This is a genomic window from Lysobacter dokdonensis DS-58, assembly GCF_000770795.1.
In the GTDB taxonomy this organism is placed as follows: Bacteria; Pseudomonadota; Gammaproteobacteria; order Xanthomonadales; family Xanthomonadaceae; genus Noviluteimonas; species Noviluteimonas dokdonensis.
The window spans coordinates 38,047-54,269 of the sequence record NZ_JRKJ01000023.1 but is presented as its reverse complement, the minus strand read 5'-3'; the positions used below and the strand labels follow the sequence as shown (position 1 = coordinate 54,269).

At 62.8% G+C, this 16,223-nt stretch carries 14 protein-coding genes; all 14 read left to right on the top strand.

What is annotated here, in order from left to right; all coding sequences use genetic code 11:
- The first annotated feature begins 21 nt into the window (after window positions 1-21).
- The 14 genes from LF41_RS14390 to LF41_RS14335 all read left to right on the top strand — a co-directional run bounded on the left by LF41_RS14390 (window position 22) and on the right by LF41_RS14335 (window position 16,032).
- Window positions 22-1,302 carry a TolC family protein gene (locus LF41_RS14390; protein WP_084073686.1) on the top strand — a complete coding sequence of 427 codons (1,281 nt, stop codon included), beginning with the start codon at window positions 22-24 and terminating at the stop codon, window positions 1,300-1,302.
- An 11-nt stretch (window positions 1,303-1,313) separates the two neighbouring features.
- A complete protein-coding gene (locus LF41_RS14385) occupies window positions 1,314-2,489 on the top strand; it encodes an efflux RND transporter periplasmic adaptor subunit (RefSeq protein WP_052116480.1) in 1,176 nt (391 codons plus the stop codon).
- Between the two features lie 30 nt (window positions 2,490-2,519).
- Window positions 2,520-5,645, top strand: coding sequence for an efflux RND transporter permease subunit (locus tag LF41_RS14380; protein ID WP_036171185.1), 3,126 nt, complete (start codon window positions 2,520-2,522; stop codon window positions 5,643-5,645).
- Window positions 5,645-5,965, top strand: a complete 321-nt coding sequence (locus tag LF41_RS14375) for a P-II family nitrogen regulator (RefSeq protein ID WP_036171182.1) — start codon at window positions 5,645-5,647, stop codon at window positions 5,963-5,965. The genes LF41_RS14380 and LF41_RS14375 overlap by 1 nt, the downstream gene beginning before the upstream one ends.
- 81 nt (window positions 5,966-6,046) lie before the next feature.
- Window positions 6,047-7,306: a sodium:proton exchanger gene (locus LF41_RS14370; protein ID WP_052116479.1), complete on the top strand. Its 1,260-nt coding sequence runs from the start codon at window positions 6,047-6,049 to the stop codon at window positions 7,304-7,306.
- A 20-nt stretch (window positions 7,307-7,326) separates the two neighbouring features.
- Complete coding sequence (locus LF41_RS14365; RefSeq protein ID WP_036171179.1) at window positions 7,327-8,223, top strand: cation diffusion facilitator family transporter; 897 nt, start codon at window positions 7,327-7,329, stop codon at window positions 8,221-8,223.
- An 18-nt stretch (window positions 8,224-8,241) separates the two neighbouring features.
- A complete protein-coding gene (locus LF41_RS17395; RefSeq protein ID WP_084073683.1) occupies window positions 8,242-8,610 on the top strand; it encodes a copper-binding protein in 369 nt (122 codons plus the stop codon).
- A gap of 122 nt (window positions 8,611-8,732) precedes the next feature.
- Window positions 8,733-8,993, top strand: a complete 261-nt coding sequence (locus LF41_RS14360) for a hypothetical protein (protein WP_152600035.1) — start codon at window positions 8,733-8,735, stop codon at window positions 8,991-8,993.
- Window positions 8,994-9,046: 53 nt separating this feature from the next.
- Window positions 9,047-9,427: a hypothetical protein gene (locus tag LF41_RS14355; RefSeq protein WP_036171175.1), complete on the top strand. Its 381-nt coding sequence runs from the start codon at window positions 9,047-9,049 to the stop codon at window positions 9,425-9,427.
- 75 nt (window positions 9,428-9,502) lie between these two features.
- Window positions 9,503-10,798, top strand: coding sequence for a TolC family protein (locus tag LF41_RS14350; RefSeq protein ID WP_084073682.1), 1,296 nt, complete (start codon window positions 9,503-9,505; stop codon window positions 10,796-10,798).
- Window positions 10,795-12,324, top strand: coding sequence for an efflux RND transporter periplasmic adaptor subunit (locus tag LF41_RS14345; protein ID WP_036171172.1), 1,530 nt, complete (start codon window positions 10,795-10,797; stop codon window positions 12,322-12,324). Before LF41_RS14350 ends, LF41_RS14345 begins: the two co-directional genes overlap by 4 nt.
- Window positions 12,321-15,479 carry an efflux RND transporter permease subunit gene (locus LF41_RS14340; protein WP_036171169.1) on the top strand — a complete coding sequence of 1,053 codons (3,159 nt, stop codon included), beginning with the start codon at window positions 12,321-12,323 and terminating at the stop codon, window positions 15,477-15,479. Before LF41_RS14345 ends, LF41_RS14340 begins: the two co-directional genes overlap by 4 nt.
- On the top strand, window positions 15,476-15,820 hold the full coding sequence (locus LF41_RS16530) for a copper-binding protein (RefSeq protein WP_338037859.1): 345 nt from the start codon (window positions 15,476-15,478) through the stop codon (window positions 15,818-15,820). The genes LF41_RS14340 and LF41_RS16530 overlap by 4 nt, the downstream gene beginning before the upstream one ends.
- Complete coding sequence (locus LF41_RS14335; protein ID WP_036171166.1) at window positions 15,817-16,032, top strand: hypothetical protein; 216 nt, start codon at window positions 15,817-15,819, stop codon at window positions 16,030-16,032. The genes LF41_RS16530 and LF41_RS14335 overlap by 4 nt, the downstream gene beginning before the upstream one ends.
- Window positions 16,033-16,223 lie beyond the last annotated feature (191 nt).

Sequence of the window (16,223 nt, the reverse complement as noted above, 5' to 3'; positions counted from 1 at the left end):
CATCATTCAGAGGATTTTTCAATGCACCTTGTTTCCGCGCCGCGCGCATGCCGCGTTCGGCCGCTGGCGGCCGCATTACTCGCGGCATGCTTGCTCGCAGGTTCGTTGTCTGCCGCGGAGTTGCCGGCAGCCCGGGCGCCTGCCCCGATTCGCGAGGCCGTGAAGTCGGCCTGGCAACAACATCCAAGCTATCGCGCCACCGAGGCGCAGCTCGCCGCCGCGCAAGCGCGCTTGGATGCGGCGGGTCAGCCGCTCTACAACCCAGAACTCGATCTGGAAGGCGAGGATGAAGGGGTTGACCGCACCCGGACCGCCGGGATCAACCTCACGCTGGATTTGAGCGGCAAACGCCGCGTGCGTCGCGACGCCGCTGCCGCGCGTGCCGATCAGGTCACAGCCGAAGCCAAGCTGCGCCGACGCGATTTCGCCCGTCAATGGTTCGCGAGTTGGGCGGACTTGCAAACAGCGCAGCAACGCGTGCGAACGGGCGAAAGACGTTTGACACTGGTAACGCGCTTCGCCGAGTTGGCCGACAAGCAATTCGCCGCCGACGACATCTCCGGACTCGAACGCGATTTGGCACAGCTGGCGCGCGACGAGGCGCAAGCGGATCAGTCGCAGCTGATCGCCGATCGTGCAGATGCCGAAGCGCGCTTTCGAGCCGTCGGCGGCCGCCCTGAATCGCTTGCCGCGATCTCTTTGCCCACCGACACGCTGCCGGCACCGAGCACACCGCTGACGGGCGTGGAGCAGCTGCCGGATTGGCAGGCCGCGCAGGCGGCTGCATTGGCAGCCGAACGTGACGTCACGGTAGCTCGCCGCAACCGGATTGCCGATCCCACCGTCGGTGTGTACGGCGGACGCGTCGACTACGGTGAACTCCAGGACAACGTTGTGGGCGTGTCGGTCACGATCCCATTGTTCGTCAGGAACTCCTACCGGGCGGAGGTCGTCGCCGCGCAGGCCGATGCCGATGTCGCCGCCGCGGACGCGAAGCGGATCGAACTGGAACTCACCGTCGACCGGCAGCGCGCCGTTGAAAGCTATGCCGCTGCGCAAGCGGCCTGGTCACGCTGGCAGGCCAGTCGGGGCACCGATGTCGAGCGCCGCGCCGCGTTACTGGAGCGCCTGTGGCGAGAGGGAGAACTGTCCACCGCGGACTACCTTCTGCAGTTGAAGCAAACCCTAGATACGGCGCTCGCGGGCGCCGAACTCGAAGCGCGCCTGTGGCGCAGCTATGCCGACTACCTCGCCGCCACCGGTCAGCTCGAACGCTGGGCCGGGCTGGAGGGCACCCCATGAGAGAGATTTCGATGGATCGCATCCGCTTGTTGACCCTGCCGCTGGCTGCCTCGTTGCTGCTCGTGCTGGCGTCGTGTTCCAAATCCACTGACGCCGATGCGGCCAAGCCCACCGCTGAAGCGGAACATGCCGAAGGCGAAGCAGATCACGCCGAAGGCGGCGAAGAAGAGGCCGCAGGTCCCGTCAAGATGGATGAGGCGTCCATGAAGGCCGCCGGCATCCGTCTGCAGACATTGCAACCGTCCTCCCTCAGCGAGGAACTGCGTGCTCCGGGTGAAGTGGTCGATAGTGCCTATGGCACCACGTTGATCACCCCGCAGGTCGAGGCTCTTGTTGTTCGCCGTCATGCCAAGCTCGGAGACGAAGTCCGCGCGGGGGCACCGCTCGCTACGCTCGCGAGTGTCGAGGTGTCCGATGCGCAAGCCGAACTGCGCATCGCCGAACAGGAATGGCGGCGCGTTTCCGCATTGGGTCGCGAAGCCGTGGCCGGGCGTCGTATCAACGAAGCCAAGGTGGCGGTGGATCGCGCGCGCGCCAAGGCACAGGCTTACGGCCTGCCGGGCACCGCCAGCGGCGGTGTCAACGGGCAATTCACACTGACCGCACCGCACGCCGGGCGCATTACCGAAGACGAGTTCGTCGTAGGCGAGCGCATTGAGCCGGGAAAGCCGCTATTCCGCCTTGTCGATGAGTCCGTTGTATGGGTCGATGCCAAGCTGCCGTCCGGCACGGTCTCGCGCATCGAACCGGGCAGCTCCGCGACCATCGTCGTCCAGGGCGAACGCATCTCGGGCAAGGTGTTGCGCAGCGCCCACCGCACGTCTGACGCGACGCGGACGGCCAGCGTCCGGCTGGAAGTACCGAACAAGGGTGACCGCCTGCACGGTGGCGATTTTGTCGAGGTGTATTTCGAAGCCGCCTCGGGGGCCAACTCCGACAACAAGGCCGCCACGCAGCTTGCCATTCCTACCGACGCGCTGGTGCAGCTGGAAGGCGAGACCGTTGTGTTCCGCCGCAACGCCGAAGGCGCGCTGGAGCCGGTGCCGGTGCGTACCGGGGAAGTGATCGGTGATCGCACGGTCATCCGCGAAGGCCTGAAGGCGGGCGACTCTGTCGTTGTGGCTGGCGCGTTCGCGGTCAAGTCGCAGATCCTCAAGGCGCAGCTGGGAGAAGGGCATGGTCACTAATTCCCTTCTCCCGTTGTTGGGAGGTGCGCCATGCTGAATCGCTTGGTCGAACTCTCCCTGCGCTACAAGTTCCTGGTGCTGATCATCTTCGCGGTCGTAGCCTTTCTGGGCTTCAGCGCAGTGCGCAGCGTGCCGATCGATGCCTTCCCGGATGTCACGCCGGCGCAAGTCAACATTTACACCGAATCTCCTGGCCTTGCGGCGGAAGACGTGGAGCAGTTGCTAACCACGCCCGTGGAGTCGGCGTTGGCCGGTTTGCCGAAAGTGCAGGAAATTCGCTCGGTCAGCCTGTTTGGGTTGTCGTATGTCGCCGTGTACTTCGAAGACGACATGGACATCTACTTCGCGCGCCAGCTGGTCAACGAGCGATTGCAGGAGATTGGCGACCGCTTGCCCGAAGGCTATGGCAAGCCCAGCATGGGGCCGAACACCTCGGGTCTTGGCCAAGTGTTCTGGTACACGGTCGAACGCGCCCCCGGGGTTACCAAGGACCAAGTGACGGACATGGACCTGCGCACCTGGCAGGAATGGACCGTACGCCTGATTCTGCGTACAGCGCCCGGTGTGGATGACGTAACGTCCTGGGGCGGTGGCGAACGCGAATATCAGGTGCAGATCGATCCGCAGCGCCTGTATGCCCGCGGCTTGGGGTTTGGCGACGTGATCAATGCGATCCCGGCCAATAACGGTCAAGTCGGCGGCAACGTCATGGATGTGGGGCGCGAGCAGTTCCTCGTGCGCGGACTTGGGCTGCTGAAGTCCAGCGCGGATATTGGCGGCATCGTCCTGAAGGCCGAGCACGGAGTGCCGGTGTACCTGCGTGATGTGGCGAACGTAACGGAAGCACCTGCTCCGCGTTTCGGTGCGGTCACGCGTGACGGGCAGGAGGTCGTACTCGGCATGGCGTTGGCACGCATTGGCGAGAACGCAAAGAACGTCGTCGAAAGCGTCAAGGGCAAGCTCGACGTCGTGCGCGACGCGTTGCCCAAGACCATGGTCCTCAAGCCGATCTACGAGCGCACCGACTTGGTCAACAAGGCGGTGGAAACCGCGGTACGCGCCCTGATCGAGGGCTCGATCCTCGTGGCGATCATTCTGTTCCTGTTCCTTGGTGAGGTGCGTTCGGCGCTCGTGGTCATCGTTACGTTGCCGCTGGCCATGCTGATCGCCTTCATCGGCATGGGCCAAGCGGGGCTGTCGGCAAACCTGATGTCGCTTGCCGGTCTCGCCATTGGTATCGGCATGATGGTCGATGGCGCCGTGGTGATGGTGGAGAACGCGTTCCGGATCATGGCCGAGCGCTTGGAGCACGGCGAGAAAGTCGACAAGACGTCGGCGGTATTGGCCGCGGCCAAGGAAATCGCCAATCCGATCGCCTTCGCGATCATCATCATCATCGTGGTGTTTTTGCCGTTGTTTGCGCTCGAGGGTCTGGAAGGCAAGATGTTCAAGCCCATGGCCTTCAACATTGCGTTTGCAATGGCGGGTTCACTCGTCTTGAGCCTGACCCTGATCCCGGTGCTGGCCTCCATGATTCTCAAGCCGAAGCCGGAACGCGACACCTGGCTGGTGGCGCGGATCAAGCGTATGTATCGGCCGTTGCTCGACAAGGCGTTGGCAAAAAAGCGAGCGGTGGTGATCAGTGCCGTTGTGGCGTTGGTCGCGAGCCTTGCGCTATTCCCGTTCCTGGGCAAGGAATTTATGCCGCAACTGCAGGAGGGCTCGATCATGTGGCGAGTGACGGGCATTCCGTCGACCTCGCTCAATGAGTCGATCCGCACCAGCAACGCAATCTCGGCTGCGTTCAAGCAATTCCCCGAAGTTGAGACGACGCTTGCCATGATCGGTCGCGCCGAAAAGGGCGAGACTGCCGATGTCAACTACATGGAGATCTACACGGCTCTGAAGCCCGAGGACGAGTGGACCAGCGGACGCGACATCAAGGAGCTGGAAGTGGCCATGCAGGAGACGCTGGAAAAGGTCGTGCCCAATGTCGTACCCGGTTACACGCAGCCAATCCAGATGCGCGTCGAAGAACTGATCTCGGGCGTGCGCGCCACGCTGGCGCTGAAGTTGTACGGCGAGGATCTCGGGGAACTCGACAAGCTCAGCGGCGAAATCAAGACGGTCCTTGGCAAGGTTCAGGGCGTTGCGGACCTATCGTTGGAAGCGAACGTCGGCAAGCCGCAGATCCGGATCCAAGTCAACCGCGATGAGCTCGCCCGACACGGTATGAATGCCGAAGAAGTGCTGACCATCGTGCGCAACGGGTTGGGCGGCGAGCCAGTCAGCGTGCTACTCGATGGAGTCAAGCGCTTTGACATTGCGGTTCGGCTGAGCGAGGGCACCCGTGATTCGGTCGAACGACTGCGACAGATTCCGTTGCGCACTGCTAGCGGAGCCTTGGTGCCGCTGTCGGAAGTGGCCGAGGTCAGCGTCGCCGAGGGTTATTCGTTCGTTCGCCGCGAGCAGTTGCAGCGTTATGCAGTGATCCAGATGGATGTGCGCGGCCGCGACGTCGATGGATTCGTAAAGGACGCGAACGCGGCGATCAAGCAGCAGGTGCAGTTGCCGGCCGGCTACTGGATCGAGTGGGGCGGTGCCTTTGAGAATCAGCAACGCGCTTTGGCAAAGCTGGCGCTGATCGTGCCGGCCACGATCTTCTTCATCTTCGTGTTGTTGTATACCGCCTTCAACTCGGTCAAGTACGCGACGCTGATCATCGCCAACGTACCGTTTGCGACCATCGGCGGGTTGATCGCACTGGCCATTACCGGCCAGTACCTTTCGGTGCCGTCGGCGATCGGCTTCATCGCCGTGTTCGGTGTGGCGATGCTTAACGGCATTGTGCTGGTGAGCTTCCTCAACGAGCTGCGCGACAAGGGTCTGTCTGTCCGCGAGGCGGTAGTGCAGGGCACGGCATTGCGGTTGCGACCGGTGCTGATGACCGCGAGTGTCGCGATCCTGGGCTTGGTGCCGATGCTGCTCTCGACCGGCGTGGGTGCCGAAACACAGCGGCCGCTGGCGACCGTGGTAGTCGGCGGTCTGATTAGCTCGACACTTCTAACCCTCGTGCTGCTCCCCGTGCTTTACGAATGGCTTGAAACCCGCGCCGAACGCAAGGCGGCCGGATCCAATCCGAAGGAGGCCGTGTAATGAAACAGATCAAGGCATTCGTGCACCGAAATCGTGTTTCTGATCTTGTTCACGCGCTAGGTGCGGCCGGATTTCAGCGGCTAGCGCTATTTGACGTGAAAGGGTTGCTGCGTGCGTTGAGCGCGCGCGAACAGGAGTACTCGGTTGCTCTTGGTGATCAGGTGATCAGCGAAGTGCAAATGGAGTTGTTCTGCGAAGACGACGACGTCGCTCGGGCGGTGGAGATCTTCCGTCGCGTGGGTCGGACTGGCCGGTCCGATGCTGGTTGGATCTATGTCAGTCCAATCGAACAAACCCTTCCGATCGACAACGCCAGCTAGTCGGAGAGCAGGAGCGGTGGGCTTGCCCCACCGCTTCCTGTGCGTCTCGAAGACGCGTTTCGAACTTCGAAGGAGCGGTTGATGGCACGTCTCCACAATGCCTTGCGCGAGTTCGCCCTTCCGGTGTCGCTGGCCGTAGCGGCGCTCCTGCCGGCGATGTTCCTACGCTTGAGCGATCGCAGTCTAGGCCCCGTCGGCGACATGTTCCTCTTTGGCGTGGCCATTCTGGCTGCGGGATTTCTGCTCTCATGGGGCGCCGAGGCGGCCGAGAAATACCTTGCAACCGGGTTCGTCTTGGCCGTGGTTGCGTTGATCACCGTCTTGCCCGAATACGCGGTGGATTTCTATTTCGCCTATCGCGCCGGGCAAGATCCGGGTTCTGGCTACGTTGCGTATGCCGCGGCCAACATGACGGGCGCCAATCGTTTGCTCATCGGCTTGGCGTGGCCATTGCTTGTGGGTCTTCACTGGTGGCGATCGCGACAACGTGGAATTGCGTTACAGAGCACGAACGCGGTGGAGATCGCGTTCCTGGCTCTCGCCAGTGCGTACGCTTTCATCATCGTGCTGAAGGACCGGATCGGCATCGTTGATTTCATCGTGCTGGCCGCATTGTTTTGCCTTTACCTGTGGCGCACATCGCGCGCGGAGAATGAAGAAGAAGAGGAAGACGAGGAGCCGGGACCCGGCGCGATCATCGCCCAGCTTTCGCCTTTCAAGCGCTGGGCCACGATGGCGGTGATGAGCGTCGTCGCGGCTGGGGTCATCCTGTTGGCGGCCGAGCCGTTCGCCGAGTCTCTTGTCGCCTCAGGTCGCCGATTGGGTCTCGATGAGTTTTTGCTCATTCAGTGGCTTGCGCCACTGGCCAGCGAAGCTCCCGCGATCACGATCGCTATCCTGTTCGTCGTCGATGGTCGCGCCAGGGCGGGCCTGACCACCATGATCAGCGACAAGATCAATCAATGGACTCTGCTGGTGGGGATGCTGCCGATCGCCATGAGCCTTGGTGCAGGCGAGTTCACGTCGCTGCCGCTCGACGCGCGACAGCATGAGGAATTCTTTCTGACCGCTGCCCAGTCGCTGTTTGCCTTGACCTTGCTTCTGGGGTGGCGCCTTGGCCTGTGGGGCGCTGCGGCGTTGCTGGTTCTCTTCTTCATCCAACTTGGACTCGCGTTCGCCTATCAAGCGATCCCTGAAAAAGAAATTGCCGTGCTAACCGCCATGGCGTGGATCTACCTCGTGCTCGCGGCGGGATTGCTGGTGTTTCGTGCCAAACAACTGCCTGCTTTTTTGCGCTCCGCGTGGTTTCGGCGAGACGCGAAAGATGACACAGCTTCCTGACTTCGGACCGGAGATTGCATATGGGCGCGGGACACGATCACGGCCTTAGTGAGATCGAACATGAGAAGCCCCTGTGGTGGGCGTTCGGTCTCACGTCCGCGTTTCTAGTGGCGGAGGTTGTCGGCGGATTGCTGACGAACAGCTTGGCGCTCCTGTCGGATGCCGCGCACATGATGACTGACGTCATTGCGCTGGCGATCTCCCTGATCGCCGTAAGGCTGGCCAGGAGACCTCCGGATGCCCAGCGAACGTACGGCTATGCGCGTCTGGAGGCCATCGGCGCGATGATCAACGGTGGGCTGCTCTTCGTTGTGGCCGGCTACATCCTGTGGGAAGCAGTCGGTCGTTTCCGCAATCCGCCCAGTGTTGCGTCAACCGGTATGCTCGTGATCGCGATCATCGGCCTGGTCATCAATTTGATCTCTATGCGGCTCCTGAAAGCGGGCAGCGGCACAAGCCTCAACGTCAAAGGTGCCTACCTCGAGGTGTGGAGTGACATGCTGGGATCAGTCGGCGTGCTGATCGGCGCACTCGTCATCAGATACACCGGTTGGACCGTCGCCGACCCCATCATCGCCGTCCTCATCGGTCTCTGGGTCCTGCCGCGCACTTGGACGCTGCTCCGCGCTGCCATGCAGATTCTGATGCAGGGTGTTCCGGCAGGTCTTCAGCTGGAGCAGGTGCGTGCACTCCTCACATCGCATCCTGGTGTCATCGAGGTTCATGATTTGCACGCATGGTCGTTGGGCTCGCGGGAACCTGTGCTGACGGCCCATATCGTGCTTGGCGACGCCACGAGCGATCCAGAAGAGGTCCGGGTAGCGCTCGCGGCAGCGCTTGAAGAGAAATTTGGAATCGGGCACGCGACTTTGCAAGTCGAACGTACGCCGTGTGATGAGGCCCATGCGCACACCTGACATCGGGGCGACTTCGCCATGAAGACACTCCAACGTTTTATCGCACTCTTGCTGTTGTCCGCATGCACTCGAGCCCCGGAGTCGACGCCGCATGCTATCAGTCATTCTCCATCATTACCTCCGCACGCCATCAGCCATTTCACTAGCGCATCAGCGGTCGGGGTGGTCAAGACAGTTGACTCGCGTGGTGGTCGAATCACCATTGCTCACGGGCCGGTGGAGTCGCTGAAGTGGTCGGCAACGACGAGAACATTTCGGACTGGAAGCATAGATACTGATTCGCTTCGGCCTGGCGATAACGTTACGTTCGAGTTCACGTCGGTGGGCATGCAAGCGACGATCACCTCGATAACTCGCCAGCCGCGGCGAAACGAAGATGCCCAATGACTAGGACTATCGATTCGAACCAAGACCATTAGTGAAGGAAATCGGAAACGGGCACGCGACCTTGCAAGTCGAGCGTACGCCCTGTGACGAGGGCCATCTGCACGCCTGACTCCGGGTCCGCCATGACCACACTCAACATCTACCGCTGTCCCTCAGGCGACTATCTGCTGTCGCCTGCTTCAAGCGTGCTTTCTGCCGAGCGCCTTGCGGTGCTCGATTACCTAGGCTTTGTGTCGCTGGAGGCGTTTGACGACGTACTCGCCCGCAACCTACTGACGCAGATCGAGGCTTCGGAATTTGCCATCCTGACGCCGATGCAGTTCCGCTCCGGCCGCCCCCAGGGGGCGGCATGCGACCGATTGGAAGGCGAAAGTGACCCATGAGACAGGGTGGGCCAAGGGGCCCGCCAACGTCCAAGCCGGAGTATTATCCGCCCATGACCCGGCGCGCCCGCCACCGCCTTCGGATTGCCCTGTTGGCAGTCTTCTGCCTGCTGTTCCAGCAGGCCGCGCTGGCGGCGTATTTATGCCCCCTTGAGCAGATGCCCGCCGAGATGACGGGGATGGCAGAGCATTGCGCCGAGATGGGAATGGAACAGGCCCGGGACAACCCGGCCTTGTGCGAGAAGCACTGCAATCCGGAACACTCCGTCGCCGCTGATCTCGTCAAACTGTCGGTGCCGTCGCTGGCGCTGCCAGCGTCCACGGCGATCCCTGTTGTCTTGCATTCCACCGTACAGGTCGCCGTTCAGGCCGACGTGCCAATCTCCAGATCGGATCCGCCCCCGCGGCTGCGTTTCTGCAGCCTTCTGATCTAGACCCCCAAACGACGTAGCAAATCCGCGCCGGCGCTGTAACGCCGCGCGCGTCGCCATGTCCGTTTTGGAGGTTCCATGAACACCCGATTTGTTCGTTGCAGCGCACGTCGCGTGCCTGCGCGCGCGCTCCTCGCTGGGTTCTTGTGCGCGGCCATTCTGGCCGCGCCATTCGCGACTGCGGTCGCCGCCGATGGTGTTTCGTTGGCAGAGGCTCTCCGGCTGGCGGCTGCGCGCGCGCCCGCGCTCGACGCCCGTCGCTACGGGGTAGCTGCCGCCCAGGAAGAGGCCGCCCGCGCCGGCGCTCTACCCGACCCCACGCTGACCGTCGGCATCGACAATCTGCCGGTGACCGGCAGCGATGCGTTCGATGCGAGCGTCGACGACATGACCATGAAAAAGATTGGTCTGTGGCAGCAGATTCCGTCGCGTGCGAAACGCGACGCACGCCGATCATTTGCGGATCGGGAGACCGAAGGGGCCCAAGCGAAGGCGGACGCCGAAATCCTGGCTGTGCGGCGTGCCACCGCCGAGGCCTGGATCGCGGTGTGGACGGCACAGCGTGAATTGGCGGCGCTGCAAACACTGCGGGATCAAGCTGCGTTGGCGGTGAAGCTGTCCAAGGCGCGTGTGGCAGGCGGCGGCGAATCGGTGAGCGACGCGCTCGCCACCGAGGCGGCATTGCTGGAACTCGACAACCGCATCGAAGCCGCACAGGCGGACAAGCGAGTCGCGCAAGCAAGCCTTGCGCGCTGGGTAGGCGATGCCGCAGTCGATGCGAGCGAAGCGGCGCCCGATTTCAATGCGTTGCCGATGCCGGAAGCCAATTTGCTGGCAGCGGTGGACCAAGTCGGTCCATTGCTGTCCGCGACGGCGCAGGTCGAGACCGCTGCAGCCGCCATCGATGTCGCGCGCGCCGAGAAGCGGTCGGACTGGAGCGTTGGCGCCTCGTACGGCCAGCGTTCCGGTGGGCGTAGCGACATGATCATGCTGGAGGTCGGAATTGGCCTGCCGCTGTTCTCACGCAATCGACAGGATCGCGGCATCGCCGCACGCGAGGCCGATTACCAAGCCGCACTCGCCAGCCGGGAAGATCTGCGGCGTCAGGAAGCGGCGCGGATTCGTGCCGACCTGGCCCGGTGGGAAGGACTCAAGCGCCAGGTTGCTTTGCACGAGGATGCATTGCTGCCACTCGCGCAGGATCGCAGCGCGACGACGTTTGCCGCCTACCGTGCGGGCGGCGATTTGCAGCCATGGCTCAACGCGCGACGCGACGAACTCGATGTGCATCTTGCGCACGCCGAACACCTCGGTGAGCTCGGACGTGCCTGGGCCGCATTGGCGTTTCTTCTTCCCGCGGAGACGCAGCCATGAAGATCACCCATCGCGCCGTCGTGATCGCCGCCGTGTCCCTCGCGCTGATGGGCGCTGCCGGCGCCGGTTATTGGTGGGGACGCTCCCAAGGGCGCGGTCCTGCCGCCGGCACGGCAACCTCACAATCCGGCGAACGCAAGGTCCTCTATTGGTACGACCCGATGGTGCCGGATCAGCACTTCGACAAACCGGGCAAGTCGCCTTTCATGGACATGCAGATGGTGCCGAAGTATGCGGATGAAGCAGTGGCGGGCGGCATTTCGATCGCGCCCAATGTGCGTCAAAACCTCGGCATCCGTACGACTGTGGTGAAGCGTAGCCAGCTGGACGCGGACCTCCGGGTGCCGGGGACCATCGGTTGGGATTTGCGCCAGGAGCGCGTAGTCAGTGCGCGTGTCGACACGATCGTCGAGCGCTTGCACATCCGTGCACCGTTCGAGCCGGTGCGAGCAGGGCAACCCTTGGCCAGCATTATCGCGCCGAGCTGGAATACGGCGATCGCTGAGGCACAGGCCCTAGGCGGTTCGCACTCGACCACGGGGAGAGAATTGCAATCGGCGGCACACGCGCGGTTGCGTGCTTTGGGAGTGCCCGCAGGCAGTGGCGCGGGCCCGCGTGGACAACTCACATTGACGTCGCCCGTAACGGGGGTCGTCAGTGAAATCGGCGTGCGCGAAGGGCAGTCGGCGCCAGCGGGGACGCTGTTGTTCCGCATCAACGGAACGCGGACGGTCTGGCTCGAAGCCGCGATTCCGCAGGCGGGACTCGCAGACGTCGCGGCGGGGACGCCGGTCGAGGCGGCCGTCGACGCATTCCCTGGCCAAACGTTCCGCGGTCGCGTGGAAGTCATGTTGCCGCAGATCGACACGAGCAGTCGCACGCAGCGGGCGCGCATCGTGCTGGGCAACCCGAATGGCGCGCTTGCACCCGGCATGTTCGCGCAGGTTGCCTTGCGACCCACTGCTGGCGTCGAACATCCGGTGCTGCCGACCGAAGCGCTGATCGGAGCCGGAACGCAGGCGCGAGTGATCGTGCTCGGCGCTGATGACTCGTTCCACCCGGTGGCTGTGCAAACCGGACGCAGCAGCAATGGCATGACCGAAATCTTGGCGGGCCTGCAGGGCGGTGAGCGGGTCGTTGTCTCGGGACAGTTTCTGATTGATTCGGAAGCGAATCTCTCCGGCGCGCTGGAGCGCCTCAATGCGGACAAGGCCCAGGAACTCAATCCGGATGAAAGCGATTTGCCGAGGGATGTAATGCCCGGCATGCCAAACATGACCGCGCCGCAGTCGCCCGCGCCGCCGAAACCGGCGACACGTTCTGAAAAGAAGTCGTCGGTCGGCGCGCGACCGAAGGTGCAATGTCGCGTTCTCTATTGGTTCGACCCGATGGTGCCGGATAAGCACTTCAAAAAACCCGGCAAGTCTCCTTTCATGGACATGCAACTGGTGCCCAAGTTTGCGCCCGAGGCGAGCCCGGACTGCACGATCCGTGATGTCCTCCCAGCATCGGAGCGACAGCCGTGATCGCCCGCCTCATCCGCGCCTCAATCGAAAACCGAGTACTAGTGCTGCTCGCCGCCATGGCGCTTGCGATCGCCGGCATCTGGTCGGTCGTCCGCACGCCGCTCGACGCGTTGCCGGACCTGTCCGACACACAGGTCATCATCCGCACCGAATGGCCCGGACAGCCGCCGCGGGTCGTGGAAGACCAAGTCACGTATCCGCTGACGACGACGATGTTGTCGGTGCCCGGAGTAAAGGCCGTGCGCGGCTTCTCTTTTTTCGGCGATTCGTTCGTCTACGTGCTGTTCGACGACAAGACCGACCTGTACTGGGCACGCTCGCGCGTGCTCGAGTATTTGAGCCAGGCGCGGGATCGCTTGCCGGCGCAGGTCAATCCGGCGATTGGCCCTGATGCGACGGGTGTGGGCTGGATCTACGAGTACGCGCTCGTCGATCGCAGCGGTCGCCACGACCTTGGGCAACTGCGCGCCCTGCAGGACTGGTTCCTGCGATATGACCTTAAGACGGTACCCGACGTCGCCGAAGTCGCCAGCGTTGGCGGCATGGTCCAAGCATGGCAAGTGATCCCGGATCCACAAGCGCTGGCTGCCCGGGGGATCACCATCGATCAGCTAGTCGACGCCATCAATTCGGCAAACGGCGCCACCGGCGGATCGGTGATCGAACAAGGCGAGGCCGAGCTCATCGTGCGCAGCGAGGGCTATCTGCGCAGCCGTGCTGACTTTGAACAGGTGCCAGTGGCGACCAACGTCAATGGCGTCCCGGCGTTGCTGCGGGATGTGGCGATCGTGCAGCGCGGACCCATACTGCGGCGTGGCATCACCGAACTTGATGGGGAAGGGGAAGTCGCGGGCGGCGTGATCATCCTGCGATCGGGCAAGAACGCATTGGCGACGATCGAAGCAGTGAAGGCGAAGCTTGCAACCTTAAGACGCAGCTTGCCGGCCGGCGTCGAGATCGTGCCGACCTACGACCGCTCGGAGCTGATCCTCAACGCTGTGCATAACCTCACCCGCAAGCTGGGCGAGGAGTTCCTCGTCGTCGCGTTGGTGTGTGCGCTGTTCCTGTGGCATTTGCGCTCTTCGCTTGTTGCCGTCATCACCCTGCCGCTGGGCGTGCTCGCGGCGTTCGTTGTGATGCACTACCAAGGCATCACCGCCAACCTGCTGTCGCTGGGTGGCATTGCCATTGCGATCGGTGCGATGGTCGATGCTGCGGTGGTGATGATCGAAAATGCGCACAAGCATCTCGAACATTTCCGGGATGAAAAGCAGCGCGAACCCGAGGGAGACGAACGCTGGGAGTTGATGGCGTTGTCGGCCAGCGAAGTCGGCCCAGCCCTGTTCGTCAGCCTGTTGGTGATCACGCTGTCGTTTGTCCCGGTGTTCGCATTGCAGGCACAGGAGGGCCGCCTGTTCGCGCCGCTGGCCTTCACCAAGACCTATGCCATGGCAGCGGCAGCGGGCCTTTCGATCACCTTGATTCCGGTGTTGATGGGCTACCTGATCCGCGGCCGCATCCGATCCGAACAGGACAATCCGCTCAATCGCGCCTTGATCGCGGTGTATCGACCCGTGCTGGATGCGGTGCTGCGCTTTCCGAAGCTGACGCTGGTGCTTGCCGGCGTGATGCTGCTGCTCAGCCTGGTACCCCTGCTACGGCTGGGCAGCGAGTTTATGCCGCCATTGGAGGAGGGCACGCTGCTGTATATGCCCAGCGCGCTGCCGGGGTTGTCGGCGGGCAAGGTCTCGCAGCTGTTGCAGCAGACCGATCGCATGCTCAAGACCGTCCCCGAGGTGGACCATGTGTTCGGCAAGGCGGGACGTGCGGAAACCGCGACCGACCCGGCGCCGCTGGAGATGTTCGAAACGACGATCACCTTCAAGCCTCGAAGCCAGTGGCGACCCGGCATGACACCGGAGAAGCTGCGCGAGGAACTGGATCGTGCGGTGAACGTGCCGGGCCTGACGAATCTGTTCGTGCCGCCGATCCGCAACCGTATCGACATGCTGGCAACGGGCATCAAAGGCCCGATCGGCATCAAGGTGTCAGGACAGGATGCCGCCGTGCTGGCCATGCTCAGCGATCGCATCGAGCAGCTCGCGCGCACTGTGCCCGGCGTGAATTCGGCCTTGGCCGAACGCATTACCGGCGGCCGGTACCTTGACGTCCAGGTCAAGCCGGACGTGGCAGCACGGTATGGGGTGAGCCAAGCGGAGGTGCAGCGCCTGATCGCCACGGTGGTCGGCGGTGAACCCATTTCCGAGACCATCCAGGGACGCGAACGCTATCCCGTCGTCGTCCGCTATCCGAGGAGCCTGCGCGACTCGACTGCGGCCCTCGGGCAAATGCCCCTAATTGCCCCCGGTGGGGTACAGCTCACGCTCGGCCAGGTCGCCGAGTTAAGGGTGTCCGAAGGGCCGCCGATGCTGCGAAGCGATAACGCGAGGCTCACGAACTACATCTACATCGACGTGGCCGGCCGCGACCTGGGATCCGTGGTGGCGGACTTGCAGCGCACTGTCGCCGATCAAGTCCCGATGCCGGCGGGATATTCCGTCGATTGGTCCGGGCAGTACGAATACTGGAAGCGCGCTAGCGAGCGGCTGCGCATCGTTGTGCCGGCGACGTTGGTAATTATTTTTGGCCTGATCTATTTCGTATTCCGGCGCGCCTCCGACGCCGCAATCATCATGCTGAGCCTGCCGTTGGCCCTCATTGGTGGACTCTGGCTGATATGGGTCTTGGGCCACGCAGTATCAGTTGCGACCCTGATCGGCTTCATTGCATTGGCCGGTGTTGCAGCGGAATTCGGCATCATCATGCTGCTGTACTTGCGCCACGCTTGGGAAAAGCAACTGGCGGAAAACGCTAACGCCGGAGCGGTCGAACTCGAAGAAGCAATCCGAGAGGGCGCTGTGCAACGGGTGCGACCCAAGGCGATGACCGTCGCCGTGATCCTGGCCGGCTTGCTTCCGATCTTGCTCGGTGGAGGCGCCGGCTCCGAAGTCATGCAACGCATCGCGGCGCCCATGGTCGGCGGGATGCTCAGCGCGCCCCTGCTCTCGATGCTGGTGATTCCTGCTGCCTTTCTTCTGCTTCGAAGGCGCGAACTTGCTCGAACCCCATCCACAGCTACCAGGAGACTGCCGTGAGAAAACTCAGGTTGTTGCTCGCAATCGTGCTGCTTTCTGCGTGTACGCGATCACCGGAATCGACTCCGCAAGTGACCGGCCGTTCTCCATCGTCATCCGCGTCTTCCACGGGATCTTCCTCGGCCAGAACCAGTGCCTCGGCCGAAGGGGTTGTCGAATCCGTTGATGCGCAAGGTGGTCGGATCACCATCGCACATGGCCCGGTCGCGGCGCTGCGATGGCCGGCCATGACCATGACGTTCAAGGCTCCGGGGATCGATCTTCGGTCCCTCAAGCCGGCGGATCGCGTTCGCTTCGAGCCCACGGCAGACGGCACGATTACCCGTCTCGAACGAGAATGAGGCTCGACCAACATGAAACTGAGGTATTCCGGTGCCGCGATCGCTATCTGCTCGCGAAGGCAGCGGTCGAACCTAACGCAACCTTCGGGGATCTGGATTTCGTCGGGGAGTTTGACAGTTCTCGGCTTGCGCCAGATGTTCGCGCCCGCATTGCGCGCGACATGGGGGATCTCACATACGCGCTGATCGGGCTGGACGAACTGCTGGAGTAAGCGACGCCAGACGATCCTAAATCCTCATTCCCAATTCTATGGTGCTCACAACATTGTGCGGCCGGGATTGGCAGCGATGCTCCACGCGCAGTTCGGCATCGATCATCCGACGTTGCAGATGGAGCGGAGTACGGAAAACGCGGCTCTCCTGGACGTCTAGTCGGCGGTAGGGCGCGACCCCCAACAGGCCC